The organism is Paraburkholderia translucens, assembly GCF_020881035.1.
In the GTDB taxonomy this organism is placed as follows: Bacteria; Pseudomonadota; Gammaproteobacteria; order Burkholderiales; family Burkholderiaceae; genus Paraburkholderia; species Paraburkholderia translucens.
In genome coordinates this window covers 217,838-235,648 of the sequence record NZ_JAJITC010000009.1, presented here as the reverse complement: position 1 = coordinate 235,648, position 17,811 = coordinate 217,838, and the positions used below count along the sequence as shown (strand labels likewise).

Sequence of the window (17,811 nt, the reverse complement as noted above, 5' to 3'; positions counted from 1 at the left end):
TTGACTGTACGGGGCCTTTGCGTTGAATCTGGCGGAGGCGGTGAGATTCGAACTCACGGAAGGATTGCTCCTTCGCCGGTTTTCAAGACCGGTGCCTTAAACCACTCGGCCACACCTCCAAGCTGCGAATTGTAACCTGAAAACACCTAGCTGCCGAGTAGAGGCCACCCGCCATCACTGCGGATCCTTCAGGAACAGCGCCTGCAGGTCGTTCAGAAATGCCTGTCCGAGTGGCGTCGGCGCGATCCGTTCGTGGTCGCGTGTGATCAGCTTGCGCCGTTCCGCTTCCTGCAACGCCGGTTCGATCGTCGTGATCGACAGTCCCGTGCGTTCGAGGAACCGATGCACCGGAAATCCTTCCACAAGGCGCAGCGCATTCAACATGAACTCGAACGGCAAATCGCGCGGCCCGACCTCGTGCTCTTCCTGCACGCTTGCACCGGCCCTGGCCTGCTCGATGAAAGTGGTTGGATGTTTGTAGCGCGCCTGGCGCACGATGCGATTCGGAAACGACAGCTTCGTATGCGCGCCCGCGCCGATGCCCAGATAGTCGCCGAAACGCCAGTAGTTCAGATTGTGTTTGCTCTGCCGATGCGGCCGCGCATACGCGGACACCTCGTAGCGCTCGTAGCCGGCTTCGGCGGTGCGCTGGTGGATCCAGTCCTGCATGTCGGCGGACGCGTCGTCGTCGGGCAACGGCGGCGGGAACTTTGCGAACAACGTGTTCGGTTCGAGCGTCAGGTGGTACAGCGAAAGATGCGGCGGGGCGAACGACAACGCCGTTTCCACGTCGGCCCGGCATTCGGCGAGCGTTTGCCCGGGCAACGCGAACATCAGGTCGAGGTTGAAGTTCTCGAACGTGGTCGCGGCGACTTCGACCGCGTGGCGCGCCTGCGCCGCGTCGTGAATGCGGCCGAGCGCCTTCAGATGCGTTTCGTTGAAACTCTGGATGCCCACCGACAAGCGGTTCACCCCGCTCGCGCGAAACTGCGCGAACTTGTCGGCTTCGAACGTGCCCGGGTTCGCTTCGAGCGTGATTTCCGCGTCGGCGTCGAGCGGCAGCAACGCGCGAATATCCGACAGCATGCGATCGAGCCCCGCTGCCGACAGCAGGCTCGGCGTGCCCCCGCCGATGAACACCGTATGCACCTGGCGGCCCCAGATTTGCGGCAACGCCATTTCCAGGTCGGCGCGCAACGCGTCGAGGTAGTCGTTCTCCGGGAACGTTTCGCCTTTCCACTCGTGCGAATTGAAATCGCAATACGGGCACTTGCGCACGCACCAGGGAAAATGCACGTACAGCGCAAGCGGCGGCAGCGACGTCAAACGGATGCTGCCCGGCGAAGTGAACGCGTTGACGACGGCTGTGCCGATGTCCGCCGGCGCCGGTCGAATCGGAATCACGCTTCCTCCGACAGACGCGCGAGCAGATGCCGCAGCGCGATTGCGCGGTGGCTGCTCGCGTTCTTGAGCGCCGGCTCGAGTTCCGCGGCGCTCGCGTTCAGCGACGGCAGATAGAAGTACGGGTCGTAGCCGAAACCATGCTCGCCGCGCGGCGCGTCGAGGATTTCGCCATGCCAGCGGCCTTCGGCGATCAGAGGTTCTGGATCGTCCGCGTAACGCACGAGCGCGAGCACGCAGTAGTAGTAGCCGCGGCGATCGCTCGCGCCATGCAGTTCGGCGACGAGGCGCGCGTTGTTCGCCGCGTCGCTTTTCTCGCCGCCGGCAAGTTGCGCGAAGCGCGCCGAATAGACGCCCGGCGCGCCGCGCAGCGCGCGCACGCAAAGACCCGAGTCGTCGGCGAGCGCGGGCAGGCCGGAGAGCTTTGCCGCGTGACGTGCCTTGGTCAGCGCGTTTTCGACGAACGTGGGATGCGGCTCGTCCGCTTCCGGCACATTGAGCTCGCCCTGTGCGATCAACTCGATGCCGGCCGAGCCGAGTAGCGCCGCGAATTCGCGCAGCTTGCCCGCGTTGTTCGACGCGAGCACGACTTTTTTCAATGGCATGCCCGACGTCGCGCCGTGCTCGTTGCCCATACCGCCGTACTGACGAACCTCATTCACTGCTGCACTCCCAGCGCCGCTTTCTGCTTCGCGATCAGCGTGCTGATGCCGTCGCTCGCGAGATCGAGCAGCGCATTCATTTCTTCGCGCGAGAACGGCACGCCTTCCGCAGTGCCCTGAATTTCGACGAAGCCGCCCGCGCCCGTCATCACGACGTTCATGTCGGTGTCGCACTGCGAGTCTTCGTCGTAGTCGAGATCGAGCACCGGCACGCCGTCGTACACGCCAACCGAAATCGCGGCGACGTAGTCGTTGATCGGCGAGCTTTCGATGCGACCCGTCGCGAGCAATCCGGCGACCGCATCGTGCGCGGCGACGAATGCGCCGGTGATGCTCGCGGTGCGCGTGCCGCCGTCGGCCTGGATCACGTCGCAGTCGAGATTGATCGTGCGCGCGCCGAGCTTCTCGAGATCGAACACCGAGCGCAGCGCGCGGCCGATGAGCCGCTGGATTTCCTGCGTGCGGCCGGTCTGCTTGCCGCGCGCGGCTTCGCGGTCGCTGCGCGTATGCGTGGCGCGCGGCAGCATGCCGTATTCGGCGGTAAGCCAGCCCTGGCCGCGGTCGCGAAGAAACGGCGGCACGTTCTCGCTGACGCTCGCGGTGCAGATCACCTTGGTGTCGCCGAACTCGACCAGCACCGAGCCCTCCGCATGCTTCGTGTAGTGACGCGTGATGCGCACGTCGCGCAACTGGTTGGGCTGGCGGCCGCTGGGGCGTTGGGTGTCGTTGCTCATGTCGGAATGGTTGGGATGGGCCGGAAGAGGGCGCAGGAAAACGGTAATTTTACCGCCGATCGGATGGGGCGGTTGCCGATACGGGTGGCGCGCGAAGTGGTGGGCGACGCGTGCGGTTTGAACTCGCCAGGGGCATTGTCTCGATGAGCGGCGATCCGTTCCATGCAAGCGGCCGCGCGCCGAGCCGCATCCCTGCTCGCTCACGAGCGGATGGCGCCGGCAAAAATGGGATAATGCCGGTTCCCCGCCCCGCGTCTCGTACACGCCGGGCGACCCGCTTCTCAGGTCATGTCCAACGCATGGCCGCAATCGCGAGAAATACGATGATCTACAGCATGACTGGCTATGCGAGCGCCACGCGCGAACTCGTGGCGGCTTCGGGCACTGGCGGCGTGAGCGTGTCGGTCGAACTGCGCACGGTGAATTCGCGCTTTCTCGATCTGAATTTCCGCATGCCGGAAGACGTGCGCGTCGTCGAACCGACGCTGCGCGAGATGCTCATGCACAAGCTGTCGCGCGGCAAGGTCGACATTCGCGTGAATCTGCAGCGCAGCGAGCAGTCGGCGAACGCGGGCGCGATCAATCGCGATGCACTCTCGCAACTCGCGCAGCTCGAGCAAACGGTGCTCGTCACGTTTCCTGAAGCCGGCCGTCTGCGCACCGGTGAGATCCTGCGCTGGCCCGGCGTGCTCGCCGAAAGCGGCATCGCGCCCGAGACGCTGCGCGACGCGGTGCTCGCATGCGGCAAACAGGCGATCGCGGAGCTGATCGACGTGCGTGCGCGCGAAGGCGCGCAACTCGCGACGATGCTGCTCGCCAACGTCACCGAAATGGAAGCCATCGTGGCGAAGATCACGCCGCTCGTGCCGGAGCTGATTGCGCGGCAGCAGCAGAAGATCGTCGAGCGTTTGCAGGAGGCGCTCGGCATTGCCGCGCCGGATGCGGCCGCGACGATCGTGTCGCGCGAAGAGATCAACGAGCGGATCCGCCAGGAAGTGACGATGTACGGCATTCGCATCGACATCGCCGAAGAGCTGTCGCGTCTCACCGCGCATCTGAACGAAACGCGTCACGTGATCGAGAAGGGCGGCAAGGTCGGCAAGCGGCTCGACTTCATGATGCAGGAGCTGAACCGCGAAGCGAATACGCTCGGTTCGAAGGCGGCGGCGAAGGAACTCGCGGATTCGTCGATGACGCTGAAGCTCCTGATCGAACAGATGCGCGAGCAGGTACAGAATCTCGAATAAGGCTGGAGCACTACACATGATGACCGACCACCACCCACGCGAACCCGGCGCGCCGCGCCATCCGTACGCGGGCGCATATCCCGGCAACCTGTTCATGGTCGTCGCGCCGTCGGGCGCGGGCAAGTCGACGCTCGTGAACGCGCTGCTCGCGGGCGACGACGAGATCCGTCTATCGATCTCGTACACGACGCGCCCGCCGCGTCCGAAGGAGCAGGACGGCGAGCACTATCACTTCACGACGGTCGAGGATTTCATGCGCCGCCACGACGCGGGCGAGTTCCTCGAAAGCGCGGAAGTGCACGGCAACTACTACGGCACGTCGCGCGTGTGGATCGAGGAGCAGATGAAAAACGGCCATGACGTGCTGCTCGAAATCGACTGGCAGGGCGCGCAGCAGGTGAAGAAGCAGTTCCACAACGCGGTGGAAATTTTTATTCTGCCGCCGTCGCTCGAAGCGCTCGAAGAGCGCCTGAAAAAGCGCGGCCAGGACGAGCCGAACGTCATCACGCGACGCCTGCTCGCGGCGGGTGGCGAGATGGCGCATGCGGCTGAAGCGGAGTACGTTGTGATCAACGAGAACTTCGATCGCGCGCTCGCCGAATTGCAGTGCCTCGTCGGCGCGACGCGTTCGCGCTTCGCGTCGCAGTATGCGCGTCACACGCAGCTTTTCATGCAGCTCGGCATCCACTTGCCGCACGCGTGAGCGCGGCGTGCCGTCAGGCACATAAGGTAGAATAAGCAACATACTGAGAAGGAACCCAACATGGCCCGCATTACCGTCGAAGACTGCCTCAAACAGATCCCGAACCGTTTCGAACTCGCGCTTGCCGCAACCTATCGCGCCCGTCAGCTCGCTCAAGGGCACACGCCGAAGATCGAAAGCCGCGACAAGCCCACCGTCCTCGCACTGCGTGAAATCGCGTCGGGTCAGGTCGGCGTTGAAATGCTGAAGAAGGTGCCGGTCTAAGGCGCACGTTTTTTCGTTTTCGATTTGCCCGGTATTCGCCACACCGGTTTGCTCAACGTGCAGAACTGCGTCCAACCCTGACCGCTACCGGAGGCGACCATGAGTGCTACCCCGCCCACCGCCACGGAAGTGGACCACGACGCCGACTCGCCCTCGTCTGCACGCAGATACATCGACGCGGTCCTCGAACAATCGTTTCGGCATCTGTTCGGGCCGACCGCCACGCCGGAGCAGCCGCGCCGGCATGACGTCGTCTCCATCGCCAACCTGACGTCCGCGCTGTCCGGCTATCTGCCGCCGGACGAGATCAAGGACGTCAAGGCGGCGTTCCACTTCAGCGACGAAGCCCACCTCGGCCAGTATCGCCAGAGCGGCGAGCCCTACATCACGCATCCGGTCGCCGTCGCGGAAATCTGCGCGGGCTGGAATCTCGACGCCCAGGCGATCATGGCGGCGCTTCTGCACGACGTGATGGAAGACCAGGGCGTGACCAAGGCGGAGCTCGCCGAGCGCTTCGGCGCGAAGGTCGCGGAGCTGGTCGACGGGTTGTCCAAGCTGGACAAGATGGAGTTTCGCAATCGCGAGGAAGCGCAGGCGGAGAACTTCCGCAAGATGCTGCTCGCGATGGCGCGCGACGTGCGCGTGATTCTCGTGAAGCTCGCCGACCGGCTGCACAACATGCGCACGCTCGGCGCGGTGCCGCCGGAGAAACGTCGCCGCGTCGCACGCGAAACGCTCGACATTTACGCACCCATCGCCCACCGGCTCGGTCTGAACAATACCTATCGCGAGCTGCAGGACCTGAGCTTCGCGAACTTCAACCCGCACCGTTACGCGACCCTCGAAAAAGCCGTCAAGGCCGCGCGCGGCAATCGTCGCGAGGTGGTCGGCAAGATTCTCGAATCGGTGCAGCGTGCGATCTCGGACGCGAAGATCGACGCCGAAGTCACCGGACGCGAGAAAACCATCTTCAGCATCTACAAGAAGATGCGTGACAAGCAGCTGTCGTTCTCGCAGGTGCTCGACGTGTACGGGTTTCGCGTGGTCGTCGAGAGTGCGCTCGAATGCTATACCTGCATCGGCGCGCTGCATGCGCTCTTCAAACCGGTGCCGGGCAAGTTCAAGGATTACATCGCGATCCCGAAGGTGAACGGCTATCAGTCGCTGCACACCACGCTCGTCGGACCGTTCGGCGCGCCTATCGAGTTTCAGGTGCGCACGCGCAAGATGCACGAGATCGCCGAGGCAGGCGTCGCCGCGCACTGGCTGTACAAGAACGGCAGCGCAGATCTGAACGACGTGCAGAAGCGCGCGCACCAGTGGCTGAAGTCGCTGCTCGACATTCAGAGCGAGGCGGGCGATTCGAGCGAATTCCTCGAGCACGTGAAGATCGACCTGTTTCCGGACGCGGTCTACGTGTTCACGCCGAAGTCGAAGATCATGGCGCTGCCGCGCGGCGCCACCGCGCTCGACTTCGCCTATTCGATCCACAGCGACCTCGGCAACCAGTGCGTCGCGGTGAAGATCAACAACGAGCTGTTGCCGTTGCGTACCGAGCTGAAGAGCGGCGACATCGTCGAAGTCATCACGGCGCCGTATTCGAAGCCGAATCCCGCGTGGCTCGGCTTCGTGCGCAGCGGTAAGGCGCGCTCGGCGATTCGTCATTATCTGAAGACGATGCGCCTGAACGAGTCGGTGCAGCTCGGTGAGCGCCTCGTCGATCAGGCGTTGAAGGGCTACGGCCTCGCGCTATCGGACGTGACGCCGGAAGCGTGGGAAAAGCTCGTGCAGTGGACGGGCAACAAGAACCGTCAGGAAATTTTCGCGGACATCGGTCTCGGCCGGCGCGTCGCCGCGGTGATGGCCAAGCGCATCGAAGTGCTGATGAGCGGGCGCGATGCCGACGACGACGGTTCGCGCGCCGAGTCCGGTTCGGCGCCGCATGCGCCGCCGGTCGTCATTACTGGCACCGAAGGCATGTCGGTGCAGCTGTCCGCATGCTGCCGTCCCATTCCGGGCGACGACATCATGGGCTATATCGGCATCGGTCTCGGCATGGCGATCCATACTACCGATTGCCGTGTCGCGCAGCGTATTCACCGGCGCGATCCGGCCCGCTGGATCGACGTGGCATGGGCGCCGCAGCCGGGGCGTCTGTTCGATGTCGCGGTAAAGGTGCTGGTCAAGAATACCAAGGGCGTGTTCGCCCGCGTGGCGGCCGACATCACGTCGGCTGACGCGAACATCGTCCATATCGCGATGGACGAAGATCAGTCGCAGGAATCCACGATTCTGCGCTTCGTGATTCAGGTCAGCGACCGCGTCCACCTGGCCAACGTCATGCGTCGCGTGCGCACGAACCTCGATGTGATGCGCATCGCGCGTGAGCGGCCGAGCGAAGAGGGGCATCACCGACACGAAGGCGGCATGCGCATCGATCGCGAGCGGGCGGATTACTGAGCTTCCGGCTGGGCGTCGGCGCGGGTTTGACTGGCGCGTCGCGCGCCGGTCAGGCATCTTACGTGCGGCCCAGGATACAACTGAAGACGAGTCTCACCTGAACCTCGGGGAGAAAGCAGATGAACGTATCCGACCTCGCTGGTGTGGCGCTCGATTACTGGGTGGCGCGCAGCCTGCACGACTTCGTGCGAGAAATCTACTTTACCGATAGCGGCGAGACCGTTGCAATCCGCGGCAACGATCGCGGCCGCCCGTGGGACGGCCGTTTCACGCCGTCCGTGTCGTGGGAGACAGCTGCGGTCGTGCTCGAGCGTGCGCGGCGTCTCGACGTGCGTGAGCAAACCGAGCGTGACGCCGTATGCGTCGCGGAGTTCGTCGGTGGACACGGCGCAGTGGAGGGACGGGGCGAGTCGCTGCGGATCGCCCTGCTGCGAGCATTCGTCGCGAGCCATTTTGGCGAAAGCGTCGACGACGTGCTGCGCGAGCGCCAGGCACTGACCGGCATGCGGGCGGAGACGATCAGTGAGCAAACGGTGGGCGGCGTTGTCGAGGACCTGCCGCACCCGGATGGGCAGATTGGGGATATTCAGTCGCCGCCGCGTTGAGCGACTCGCCGACGGGGGCATACTGCGCCCGGAAAGACAAAGGGCCTTCCGATTGGAAGGCCCTTCATGGGTGGCGCGGCTGGCAGGATTCGAACCCACGACCCCTTGGTTCGTAGCCAAGTACTCTATCCAACTGAGCTACAGCCGCACGCAAAACTGTGATGTCTACTGCATAAACCGGTGAAACCTGAAAACTTCCGGCAGGGAAGCCCTCGAATAAGATGGCGCGGCTGGCAGGATTCGAACCCACGACCCCTTGGTTCGTAGCCAAGTACTCTATCCAACTGAGCTACAGCCGCACACAGAAACGAGATTATAGCTAACAGAATTCAAAAATGGAAGCCCATCACGGCGATTTGTGTCGCGGGCCCGATCGTGTAACCTTGAGTGATGTTATTGCTAGCTGCTGTTACTGGATCAGTATGAACAAGGCCTTTGTCAAAGAGTCGAGCGAAGAGGGCGATGACGATCTCGACGTCGCTCAGCCCGAAGTGCCCGCGGGCACCAAAAACTACATGACTCCCGCCGGTCATCGGCGTATGCGAGAAGAGCTGCTGCATCTGATCGATGTGGAGCGGCCTGAGGTGGTCAAGCTCGTGTCGTGGGCTGCATCGAACGGCGACCGCTCGGAGAATGGCGACTACATCTATGGCAAACGCCGTCTGCGCGAAATCGACCGGCGCATCCGCTTTCTGACCAAGCGGCTGGATCTGGCCGAAGTCGTCGATAGCAGCCGGCAGGAAAACGTCGATCAGGTGTTCTTCGGTGCGACGGTCGACTATGCGAATCAGGACGGCGAGGAGCACAAGGTGACGATCGTCGGTATCGACGAGGTCGATCTGGACATCGGGCACGTGAGCTGGATTTCGCCGATCGCGCGCGCGCTGCTGAAGGCAAAAGTCGGTGATACGGTCACGCTATTCACGCCGGCCGGTCCGCAGCCGATCGACATTCTCGACGTCAAGTATCCGCCTCCCGATAGCGGCCGCTAGGCCTTAGGCGAGGGCGTTGGCGGACGCGCATAGGGAGTGACACGCAAGGCGAGGCAATCACCCACTTCGGCGCGAACATGAAAAAGGGCGCCGCGAACGGCGCCCTGTCCACTGCCAGGCCTTGCGCAGTGCTTAGAAACGGTGACGCAGACCGGCCGTCACGGCGACTTGTTTGTTGTTGCCCGAGGCGTTACCCACGCCATTGATGTAGGCGTTGACGATCGAGTTTTCGTTTGCTGCCTGATACACGCCTTGCAGGTATACGTCGGTACGCTTGGACAACGCGTATGCAGTTTGCAGGTCGACCTGGTTCCAGTGCACGTGCGTGCTGGACAGGTTAGCGCGGGTGTACGTGTACGCGGCGGCAATGCTAATCGCTGGTGTCAGAGCGTAGCGAGCGTTGCCCTCGAAGTTCTGGAACTGGGCGCTGTTGGTCGGCAAGCCGATGCCGCCCGGGACGCCCGATGAACCCTGGCTGATGCCGGCGAGGCCGTGCAGGTTCGTCTGTGAGTACACCAAGCCAACGGTCGCCGGGCCGAACGCGTAGTTGGCGCCTGCGCCCCACGTTTGCTGACGTTGCGAGAAGAACGTGTTGTCACCCGATACTGCGCCACCCGAATTGAACGCTGCGGCCGCGCTGGTTGAGCCGTTGGCGTTCAGCTGCAAGTAAGCTGCGGCGACGTTCAGGCCGCCCCAGTTGTACGATGCGCCCGCGCTGTATGCACGGTTGTTCGCGAAGCCGCTAGCCTGGTTCGAAAAGCCGTACAACGCCCCGAACTTGAAACCGCCGTAGTTCGCGCTCTGGTACTTGGCCGAGTTGTTGATACGGAACGAGTTGTTCAGGTTGTCGTTGTCGAACGGGTGCGCGAACTGCGTGCCGCCGTATTGCGTGCCGGTCAGCGCCAGAGGGCCGACATAGTCGACCATGCTGTCATATTGACGGCCGAGCGTGACGGCGCCGAACTGGTCGCTCGACAGACCGACGAACGCCTGCCGGCCGAACATACGGCCGTTCTGCTTAAGCGTGCCGTCGTTGATGCCGAAGCCGTTTTCCAACGTGAAGATGGCCTTCAGACCACCGCCGAGATCTTCAGCGCCACGCAGGCCCCAGCGGCTGCCGTTCACCGAACCGCTCGTCATCGCAACGTTGGCGCCGTGCTGGGTAGCACTGACGCGCTGGTTATTCGTATAGGTGATACCCGCGTCGATCAGGCCATACAAGGTAACGCTGCTTTGCGCATGCGCTGCCGTGACGAAAACGCCCGACAAGGCAGCGACCATGAGTGTCTTCTTCATTGATATAACTCCAAGAGCGTAAGAGGTATAAGACCCTGGCTTAGGAGACCTTCACGCGAGCGCTGCGAGAAGCGGATTCCGCGTGAGAAGCGCGTTGACAGATCCGCGCCGGTTTCCGATTAGGCAGAGTGTAGAGAGACACTTCCAGGAGTTGATCTTCCGATTTGCGCAATAAAGTATTACCCAACGAGAAACGATGGGCGATTGCCACTAGAGCCTTGTGTATAAAGGCTTTGCGGCTCACTCAATGGATCAGGCGGCGGAATTTTGCTAAGGTGCGTTGCTGATACGCGACACCGAACGATGCAGAAAAACTACGGGAATGGATTTGAAAAAGCGATTGTTGTTGGGTCTGCAATAGACGTTTGTTAATTGTGTGAATAATCGAAATTGGACGCGACCGCTATACTGTAATTTCTGCTTTTCGAAGCGGACTTTTTCTTGACGAAAAAGATCTCCAAACCTTTGGCAGCGCGACCTTCCAGTCGCGCTTTTTTTATTTGCGGATGCCGCTTGAGGATCCGTTCAGTGGGCTGGCGCGGCACCTTCGGCGTCGTCCCAGTCCGCCGGGATGGAGGAGGACCAATCTTCCATTACATAGCGGCGCGCATCCATCGGCGAAGAGAGCAGGTTTTGCCAATGGTCTCCATGCCACATCGGATCGAAATCGAAAATGTTCGGCGAATCCCCCGGTTGTGTGAGCTGATCGGGCGTGGCCTTCGCGTGCGAACGGGTGCGCCGTGTGAAGAGGCGGCGAATTTCACTGAACAGCATGGCAACCTCCTAAAGCGCATCGCTACCGCTGATTTCTAATCATGCGAGCCAGGTCGCGCCGTAACAAGTCGGACAAACACTTACGCAAAGAGCGATTTTGTTACATTTACACAGCCTCGCTTCGGAAGTTTTTTCATAAACACGGCCGGATTAAATCGATTCAGGTAATTTTGACAGATCAGCGCTTTTAATCGATGCGATTTGGAACTTGATCTTTTTATACGCTAAAAGCATATGTAAAGTTTACTTGACGGCTATTCCTGGTTCCCCGTATAACGGCAAGGCCGTATTTCAATGGCTGACTCAAGGGCAGCGCCCCGCTTTTTTAAATCATCGAGGGAAACAGGAAATGGAAACTGGTGTCGTCAAATGGTTCAACGATGCTAAGGGTTTTGGCTTCATCACGTCCGACGCGGGCGGCGAGGATCTGTTCGCGCACTTTTCGGAAATCCGCAGCGAAGGCTTCAAGTCGCTGAAGGAAAACCAACGCGTCTCGTTTGAAGTGAAGAGCAGCCCGAAGGGCAGGCAGGCGGCCAACATTCAGCCGTTGTAAGAGTCCTTCGCCGGGCATACTGCTGCCCGCGCACTCAATAAGAAAGCAAGCCCTCGCCCCGCGCGAGGGTTTTTCTTATTTCCGCGCGATATTCGTAGTCAGATTCAATTTCCGTAACCGCCCCGTTCAAAAAATATGCGTTCTTGTCAAAAGGTTATACACGCCGAGCGCATTGAGGGGCTTCCGAATTAATTGTCTGCTTTAAGCTTTATCGGAAAGTCCGCGCGAAAAGCCGGAACCTGTGTCGAAAGGATCTCCACATGCGCACGCGGCGTTATTTGGATGCGCAACGTCCAACTGGTGCATACTTGCGGAAAATTCATGCGTCCGTATCCCTTGTCCCATGTCTGAAATGCTTTCGTCGGAGCTGGTCCTCGATGCACCCATCGTTTTCGTCGACCTTGAAACGACCGGCGGCTCCACGAGCGAGCACCGCATCACCGAGGTCGGCGTCGTCGAAGCCGGGCCGAACGGCGTAACGCGCTGGAGCAGTCTGATCGACCCGCAGCAGCCGATTCCCTCATTCATCCAGCAGCTGACCGGCATCACGGACGACATGGTGCTCGGCGCGCCGACCTTCGAGTCGATCGCGCCCGCGCTGTTCGAGCGCTTGAATGGCAAGCTGTTCGTCGCGCACAACGCGAGTTTCGATCGCGGATTCTTGCGCAGTGAATTTCGCCGCGCCGGTCTCGCGTTCGATCCGGACGTGCTGTGCACGGTGCGGTTGTCGCGCGCGCTGTTCCCCGGCGAAAAGCGCCACGGTCTAGATGCGCTCGTCGAACGCCATGCCTTGGTGCCGTCCGATCGCCACCGCGCGCTCGCCGACGCCGACCTGATCTGGCAGTTCTGGCAGCGCCTGCCGACGCTGGTGCCGCTGGAGGCTCTGCGGGCGCAGATTGAGCGCACGACGCGACGCTTCCGGCTTGCGGGCGACATCACCGAAGATCTGCTCGACACCGCGCCGGTGGGCTGTGGCGTGTATGCGTTCTATGGCGAAGGCGATGCGCCCCTGTATGTCGGACGAAGCGTGCGCGTGCGTCAGCGGTTGCGCTCGCATCTGACCGGCGAGCGGCGATCGTCGAAGGATTTGCGGCTTGCGCAACTGGTGCGGCGTGTCGAGTGGCGCGCGACTGGCGGCGAACTCGGCGCGATGCTCGCGGAGGCGCAGTGGATTGCAACGCTGCGGCCTGGACAAAACCGGCTGCCCCGCGTGACGAAGAGCGACCCGGCGGACGCGCCGTGGCCATTCGAGGGGGCTATCGTTTTCGAGGAGAGCGAGGAGGCGCAGCGCGTCTTCCACGTAGTCGACCGCTGGCGCTACCTCGGGCACGCGCCGTCGCTCGCGCAGGCGGCGCAGTTGCATGCATCGACGATGGCGGGACCGTTCGAGCTTTCGACGTACCGTATCCTGCAAACCCATCTGGCGCGTGGTCTGCGCGTGCGGCCATTGAGCGTAGCGAGCGACACGGCCAGATCGAGCATCGTCGCTTGACCCCCGTGGAGGCGTTCGCGCGCCATGGTGGCGCGGAAATCAGCCGGTCGCGCCGACGCCGCCCGTCTCGCACACGTGACCGAGCGCGCGCGTCAACGCGCTGGAATGCGTAGAGTCATAACGCGTCAGCGCCTTCCAGTTAGCCAGCGATTGCGCGACGCGCGACGGACAATCGTCCGCCGCGCGCAACGGTTGCACGCGCGCGAGACCCGCCATCAGCGATTGCGTCAGCTTGTCGAGCTGCGGTCGCGTGCTCGTCGCGAGATCGGGCACAGGCCCCTGCGGTGGCTGGGTGCGGCGCCAGGTCTCGAAGAGTGCGTTCTGCACGTCCTTGCTCGCGTCGATCTGATCCCGGAAGAACGCACGGGCGAACGCCAGGTCGACGTTTGCCGCCTCGGCGCGCTTTTCCACGTCCTCAAGCAGTGCGTTTTCACGCGGCGTATCGGTGATTGCCTGATGGTTCGCCCACTTCCAGCGCGCCACCGGCTCCGCGAGCGCAAGGCGTTGGGAAACGAGGGCGATCAGATTGGTGAGCGCGGTGTCGTCGCCGTCGGCGAGGGCAGGGGCGGGCGCGAGCGCGAACCCGACGGCCAGGGTGAGCGCGCATGACGCGCCAAGACGATGCAAACGATTCATGAGGCGAACGTGGCCGGGCGGCCGCTGATGGAAAAACCAGAAGAATAAATGATGCCCGGCAATGGCGCGGACTGGGCTATTAACGCGAGTGGTCAGGTGGGGGAAATTCTGAGCGGGAAGGGTCCATGCAACCGCACGTTCGGACCGCGTGGTCCAGCGCTGCTCCCTTGATCAGGCGAACTGGCCGGGCCTGACGACGAAAGCGTCTGCCGTGTATTGAGGGCGCGAGCATTCACTGCGCGCGAAATTAACGAGCGCCAATGCTGCACCGCGCCAGTGCCCCGTTACTTCGAATCGCACGACTTGCGTTGCTCGTCGAAGAAGGCGCGAACATGCTCGGGCAGTTCGGCTCCCAGAAACTCGACGGCCACAGGTTCCGGATCCGGGTAAAAGACCTTGTCCGGGGTCGGAATCTTCGGCGGTTTGGCGTCCATGATCTTTCTCCTTTGCGAACCAATTATCGGCCTCGTTCCCCGCATCGCACCAGTCTGCGATGAGAGTCATGCACCCTCTGTTGCTTTAACGGCACAAGCCGAGACATCAGCAGAGTGATTGAATAAACTTTATTGTCCGACTAGCGCCCAAGCTGGCTGACCGACCTTTTGCGCGTAATGACAGCGCGAAGTCATTTCTCTCCCGCTCCCTCCGCCGTTTCTCTTCACCCCTTGCCCCGACTGCGTTTCAGCACACCGGTGTCGTTGTCGTTGAGTCGCGCTTAACGCTTTTAAATGAACAAAACGTGACAATCTTGTGCGTCGCCGCATCGGCAGGATTTTCTTTTTCATGAACCGAACGTTCGCAATTTGCCGATCGCATTAGCGAGGCCTGATTGTTGGTAAACGGCGCATTTCGCGTCGCGTTGACCGCGAAAAACACTATTTAAAGAATTTCGTCGTTAATAAACGGCTGACCATTGTCTGAGAGACTCATTCCCGCATTGCTGTGACAAGCCGAGGTTGTTCTGTGACAGAAACACGCGCACCGCGCTGGACCACCTATGATTGAAGCGCCTACCGATCGCCCGGCGTGCGTTAGCAGACGGACGTGCGGCGGGTGGCGTGGATGATGGCAATCTTCGTCTTCAGGGAGGTCGCGATGGAAAACGCTGTCTACTGGGATGGACGTCAGGTTGGCATCGAATGCGCCGGCAGGATCTTGTGGTTCGCGTCGGCACCCGCGCAAGCAATCGCCGCCTATGGCGTGTCACGCCAACAGCCGACCGCGCAGTCCGATGCTGTCATCGCGCGCAATCTCTCAATGCCAAGGACGCACGACCCGCTCCATTTTCCGGACTAGGTTGCAAACGAGTCTTGGAGGCACGAAGTCACTGCGCGGCCGAATGTGTTTTTCATGGCGCCGCGTCGCGCTCACGTGAATGAATGCCTCGTGGGATGTCGACATCATTTCGTGCCGAGCGGCTTGATCCTGAGCTACACGTATCACCTGATCGGAGCCGTAATGCAAAAAGCCCAGTCACGAGGACTGGGCTTTTTGCTTGAAACTTGATGGTGCCGGAAAGAGGAATCGAACCCCCGACGTTGGCATTACGATTGCGAAAAATATGGGACGGCGAGCGACGGTAACGCATGGCGTGGTGGGAGCGGGCAGCCCGGCAGGCGACAGCAGCCGGTTTGCCGCCCGTCCTGTTCTACCGCCTGGACCGCGACGAATGGCGCGCAGTGTGGCCCGTGTCGGCACTGCGGGCGATACCGGACGCGCAGGCGTGGAGCGGGTACGGGTTGGTTGTGGAAGGTTCGATTCAGGCATGGGCGGCGGTGGCGCGCGAGAGTACGGCGGCGCTGGAGCCAGTGGGAGCGCTATGATTGACAGGCCGGTGAGTGGCAAGTTGCACGGCGCGCCATCCGAGCGAATAAGCCGCGATGGCAAATGCGGATCCGCATATTTGCGCCGGGACGACGCGGCGAATGTCGTGTTTTTCGAATGGCACGCGGCGCTCGAAAACGAAATGCGCGACCGCACGCTGCACGAATCACACGTTTCGAAGTATCGCAAGCTGGTTCCTGGACTCGCGCTGCTCGTTCATCTCGTGAACATAGGGCACGGCGCTATCGGAGACGCATCCATGCGTCGTGCAGTCGCTTGGCTGACTATTTGAGCTCTGATGCCATGCGCGCCTACGGAACCGCTCTAGTGCCGTCGTCGCGATATTTCGCGCGTACAGCATGACCATCCGGGACAGGGACGCGGCTAACATTTCAGATGGAAAACCCGTTCCTATCAGTTAATTCACTAACTATATTACTTGTTCGCCGATGTACCGCACGACGTCGTGCATCCATGCCAAGCCGGTGCGATTACGTCATAGTTGTCGACTGTTCCGACAAATCCATCGCCCTTGAAATTAGCCTTGGCTGTCGCCCAGTTTTGCGGGGTATAGAACACGTAAAGTGTGTCGGGCGAATAAGTACCGTGCTCGATCGTATACTGCAATTGCGCCTGCACCTGGCCGAGCCTATCGAAATCGACGCGCGCAAGATTAGCGCCGTTGATCGTCATCTTCGCATTAGACGCCATGAACGCAATCGGGACATAGGTGTAGCCGCCATCTAGCGGCATGACAAACGCGACCCGCTTGTATTGCCGGGGCACCTCTCTCCAGAAATCGGATGTGAGGAACGGGGTCCACTGCTGCGTCCATTGGTTTCTGAAATACTTTGACGCCTTGATCAGATCCGTGGCTTGGAAGACCACGAAGATACACAAAAGAGGAATTACCCATTTTCTGGGCGAGAGTCTGATGAGACGAAATAGCAGAAAGACAATAGCCGCATAAAAAACCGGCCAGATAAAGCGACCCGAGGCGCGGAATGTCGACGTGAATCCTGTCAGGAATGCCGGCATCGGGTACTGGAACAGCTCATGGCGGCCGCCGAGAGAGACCCGGTTTGACAGCGCGAACAGATAAAACAGCGTGCACACGAAGATCAGTGACGCGTGCGTGCGCCAGGCAATGGGCACGCTCTTGCGATGCTTTATGATCAAGATCGCCGTCGTCACGAAGAGCAGCAAGACGCCAGCACCGGTGTAGCAGAAACCTTCGTAATCTCCGCCGAGGAATCCATAGCTGCTCCAGATCGACCAGATGGCCTCCGCCCGGAATGGCGAGGTCAGGGTAACGCGATAGGTGCCGAATCCCCCCGACACGACGCTTCTGACCGTGTAATAGCCGACCGACCAGGTTGTGATCAAAACCGCGACGGCAAGACACGGAAGCTCGACAGCCAATTGCTTCAATCTTGCGCTACCGGGCGCCAGCAGGCGTACCCGATCGGCAAACCACATGCCTGCGACCATGGCAAGCAAATAGGCGTGAATCGATGCGGTCACGCAAATCAACAGAATCCAGTGCCACGTCCTGGCGCGGTTGGTCAAATAGAGATATAGCGCGGCAAGCAGCAGCCAATGCCCTATCAGGGCCTCATGTCCGTGAAGCCGCCAAAGCATAGGCGGAGAGAGTGTCAGGAGTACGCAACCTAGAGCTTTGATCACGTTGTCCGTGGTGCGCAGCGATAAGATCGCCCAGGCAAAAACGGCCTGTAAGGCAAAGCAGGCGGCAATCCATAGCCCAAAATATTGAAATTGGTCCGGCAGGACGCCGCGAACCAGCTTGAACAGGATCGCGAGCAACGGTATTGAATCCGAGAATACGATCGAACTACCGATGACTTCCCCGTAACCCGGATTCAGGCCTAAGGGGAATTGCAGATATGGACTATGACGGAAAAAATTCCATCCGACGTATTGCTGCGGGGCATCACCGTCGCTCGACATAATCCAGTCCACACGAAGCGGATTCAGCCCATGTCCGCCGGTGAACGCCAGGTAGACGATTAAGCCGATAGCGGCCGGAATTAGGACGTTCCGAATGCGGAATGGGTTGGTCATTGTTAATGAAAAGTCCAGGTCGTATTGATGGGGAATGTAACGCAACTGGAAAAACGGCAGCGCTGAATCGAGCAAGCCGGGAACCT

General features: G+C 61.0%; 17 protein-coding genes and 3 tRNA genes. 9 read left to right on the top strand and 11 right to left on the bottom strand.

Going from position 1 to position 17,811, the window contains the following annotated elements:
* Positions 1 to 29 precede the first annotated feature (29 nt).
* The 4 genes from LJ655_RS18695 to rph form a co-directional block, all read right to left on the bottom strand.
* A tRNA-Ser gene (locus LJ655_RS18695) sits at positions 30 to 119 on the bottom strand.
* 55 nt (positions 120 to 174) lie between these two features.
* Positions 175 to 1,404, bottom strand: coding sequence for a radical SAM family heme chaperone HemW (gene hemW / locus LJ655_RS18690; protein ID WP_230562712.1), 1,230 nt, complete (start codon positions 1,402 to 1,404; stop codon positions 175 to 177).
* A complete protein-coding gene (gene rdgB, locus LJ655_RS18685) occupies positions 1,401 to 2,063 on the bottom strand; it encodes an RdgB/HAM1 family non-canonical purine NTP pyrophosphatase (protein ID WP_425605820.1) in 663 nt (220 codons plus the stop codon). Before rdgB ends, hemW begins: the two co-directional genes overlap by 4 nt.
* On the bottom strand, positions 2,060 to 2,797 hold the full coding sequence (gene rph / locus LJ655_RS18680) for a ribonuclease PH (RefSeq protein WP_230562711.1): 738 nt from the start codon (positions 2,795 to 2,797) through the stop codon (positions 2,060 to 2,062). Before rph ends, rdgB begins: the two co-directional genes overlap by 4 nt.
* Positions 2,798 to 3,120: 323 nt before the next feature.
* Between rph and LJ655_RS18675 the strand changes: the two genes are divergently transcribed.
* The 5 genes from LJ655_RS18675 to LJ655_RS18655 all read left to right on the top strand — a co-directional run bounded on the left by LJ655_RS18675 (position 3,121) and on the right by LJ655_RS18655 (position 8,076).
* Entirely contained in the window at positions 3,121 to 4,044 is a 924-nt protein-coding gene (locus LJ655_RS18675) for a YicC/YloC family endoribonuclease (protein WP_230562710.1), read from the top strand.
* A gap of 19 nt (positions 4,045 to 4,063) precedes the next feature.
* Positions 4,064 to 4,747, top strand: a complete 684-nt coding sequence (gene gmk, locus LJ655_RS18670; protein WP_230562768.1) for a guanylate kinase — start codon at positions 4,064 to 4,066, stop codon at positions 4,745 to 4,747.
* Positions 4,748 to 4,807: 60 nt separating this feature from the next.
* Positions 4,808 to 5,011, top strand: a complete 204-nt coding sequence (gene rpoZ, locus LJ655_RS18665; protein WP_008921215.1) for a DNA-directed RNA polymerase subunit omega — start codon at positions 4,808 to 4,810, stop codon at positions 5,009 to 5,011.
* A 99-nt stretch (positions 5,012 to 5,110) separates the two neighbouring features.
* Entirely contained in the window at positions 5,111 to 7,471 is a 2,361-nt protein-coding gene (locus LJ655_RS18660; protein WP_230562709.1) for a RelA/SpoT family protein, read from the top strand.
* 119 nt (positions 7,472 to 7,590) lie between these two features.
* A complete protein-coding gene (locus tag LJ655_RS18655) occupies positions 7,591 to 8,076 on the top strand; it encodes a phage protein NinX family protein (RefSeq protein WP_230562708.1) in 486 nt (161 codons plus the stop codon).
* A gap of 71 nt (positions 8,077 to 8,147) precedes the next feature.
* Here the strand turns inward: LJ655_RS18655 and LJ655_RS18650 are convergent.
* Both LJ655_RS18650 and LJ655_RS18645 read right to left on the bottom strand, forming a co-directional pair.
* Positions 8,148 to 8,224, bottom strand: a tRNA-Arg gene (locus LJ655_RS18650).
* Between the two features lie 74 nt (positions 8,225 to 8,298).
* A tRNA-Arg gene (locus LJ655_RS18645) sits at positions 8,299 to 8,375 on the bottom strand.
* Between the two features lie 123 nt (positions 8,376 to 8,498).
* On the opposite strand from LJ655_RS18645, the gene greB reads away from it, so the two are divergent.
* Positions 8,499 to 9,068: a transcription elongation factor GreB gene (gene greB / locus LJ655_RS18640; RefSeq protein ID WP_230562707.1), complete on the top strand. Its 570-nt coding sequence runs from the start codon at positions 8,499 to 8,501 to the stop codon at positions 9,066 to 9,068.
* Positions 9,069 to 9,200: 132 nt separating this feature from the next.
* Here greB and LJ655_RS18635 read toward each other — a convergent pair whose 3' ends face one another.
* Both LJ655_RS18635 and LJ655_RS18630 read right to left on the bottom strand, forming a co-directional pair.
* The gene (locus tag LJ655_RS18635) at positions 9,201 to 10,364 is read right to left on the bottom strand and encodes a porin (RefSeq protein ID WP_230562706.1); all 1,164 of its coding nucleotides are present in this window, start codon (positions 10,362 to 10,364) and stop codon (positions 9,201 to 9,203) included.
* Positions 10,365 to 10,889: 525 nt separating this feature from the next.
* Positions 10,890 to 11,138: a hypothetical protein gene (locus tag LJ655_RS18630; protein ID WP_230562705.1), complete on the bottom strand. Its 249-nt coding sequence runs from the start codon at positions 11,136 to 11,138 to the stop codon at positions 10,890 to 10,892.
* 349 nt (positions 11,139 to 11,487) lie between these two features.
* Here LJ655_RS18630 and LJ655_RS18625 point away from each other — a divergent pair, with 349 nt between their 5' ends.
* Both LJ655_RS18625 and LJ655_RS18620 read left to right on the top strand, forming a co-directional pair.
* A complete protein-coding gene (locus LJ655_RS18625) occupies positions 11,488 to 11,691 on the top strand; it encodes a cold-shock protein (protein ID WP_230562767.1) in 204 nt (67 codons plus the stop codon).
* A gap of 343 nt (positions 11,692 to 12,034) precedes the next feature.
* Positions 12,035 to 13,183 (top strand): exonuclease domain-containing protein, encoded by a 1,149-nt coding sequence (locus LJ655_RS18620; protein WP_230562704.1) that lies wholly within the window; start codon positions 12,035 to 12,037, stop codon positions 13,181 to 13,183.
* Between the two features lie 39 nt (positions 13,184 to 13,222).
* Here the strand turns inward: LJ655_RS18620 and LJ655_RS18615 are convergent, their stop codons facing one another.
* A complete protein-coding gene (locus LJ655_RS18615) occupies positions 13,223 to 13,819 on the bottom strand; it encodes a chorismate mutase (RefSeq protein WP_230562703.1) in 597 nt (198 codons plus the stop codon).
* Between the two features lie 284 nt (positions 13,820 to 14,103).
* The gene (locus LJ655_RS18610; RefSeq protein WP_230511331.1) at positions 14,104 to 14,253 is read right to left on the bottom strand and encodes a hypothetical protein; all 150 of its coding nucleotides are present in this window, start codon (positions 14,251 to 14,253) and stop codon (positions 14,104 to 14,106) included.
* Positions 14,254 to 15,488: 1,235 nt separating this feature from the next.
* On the opposite strand from LJ655_RS18610, the gene LJ655_RS18600 reads away from it, so the two are divergent.
* Positions 15,489 to 15,935 (top strand): DUF3987 domain-containing protein, encoded by a 447-nt coding sequence (locus LJ655_RS18600; protein WP_230562701.1) that lies wholly within the window; start codon positions 15,489 to 15,491, stop codon positions 15,933 to 15,935.
* Positions 15,936 to 16,078: 143 nt separating this feature from the next.
* Here LJ655_RS18600 and LJ655_RS18595 read toward each other — a convergent pair whose 3' ends face one another.
* Complete coding sequence (locus LJ655_RS18595) at positions 16,079 to 17,800, bottom strand: DUF6311 domain-containing protein (RefSeq protein ID WP_230562700.1); 1,722 nt, start codon at positions 17,798 to 17,800, stop codon at positions 16,079 to 16,081.
* Positions 17,801 to 17,811 lie beyond the last annotated feature (11 nt).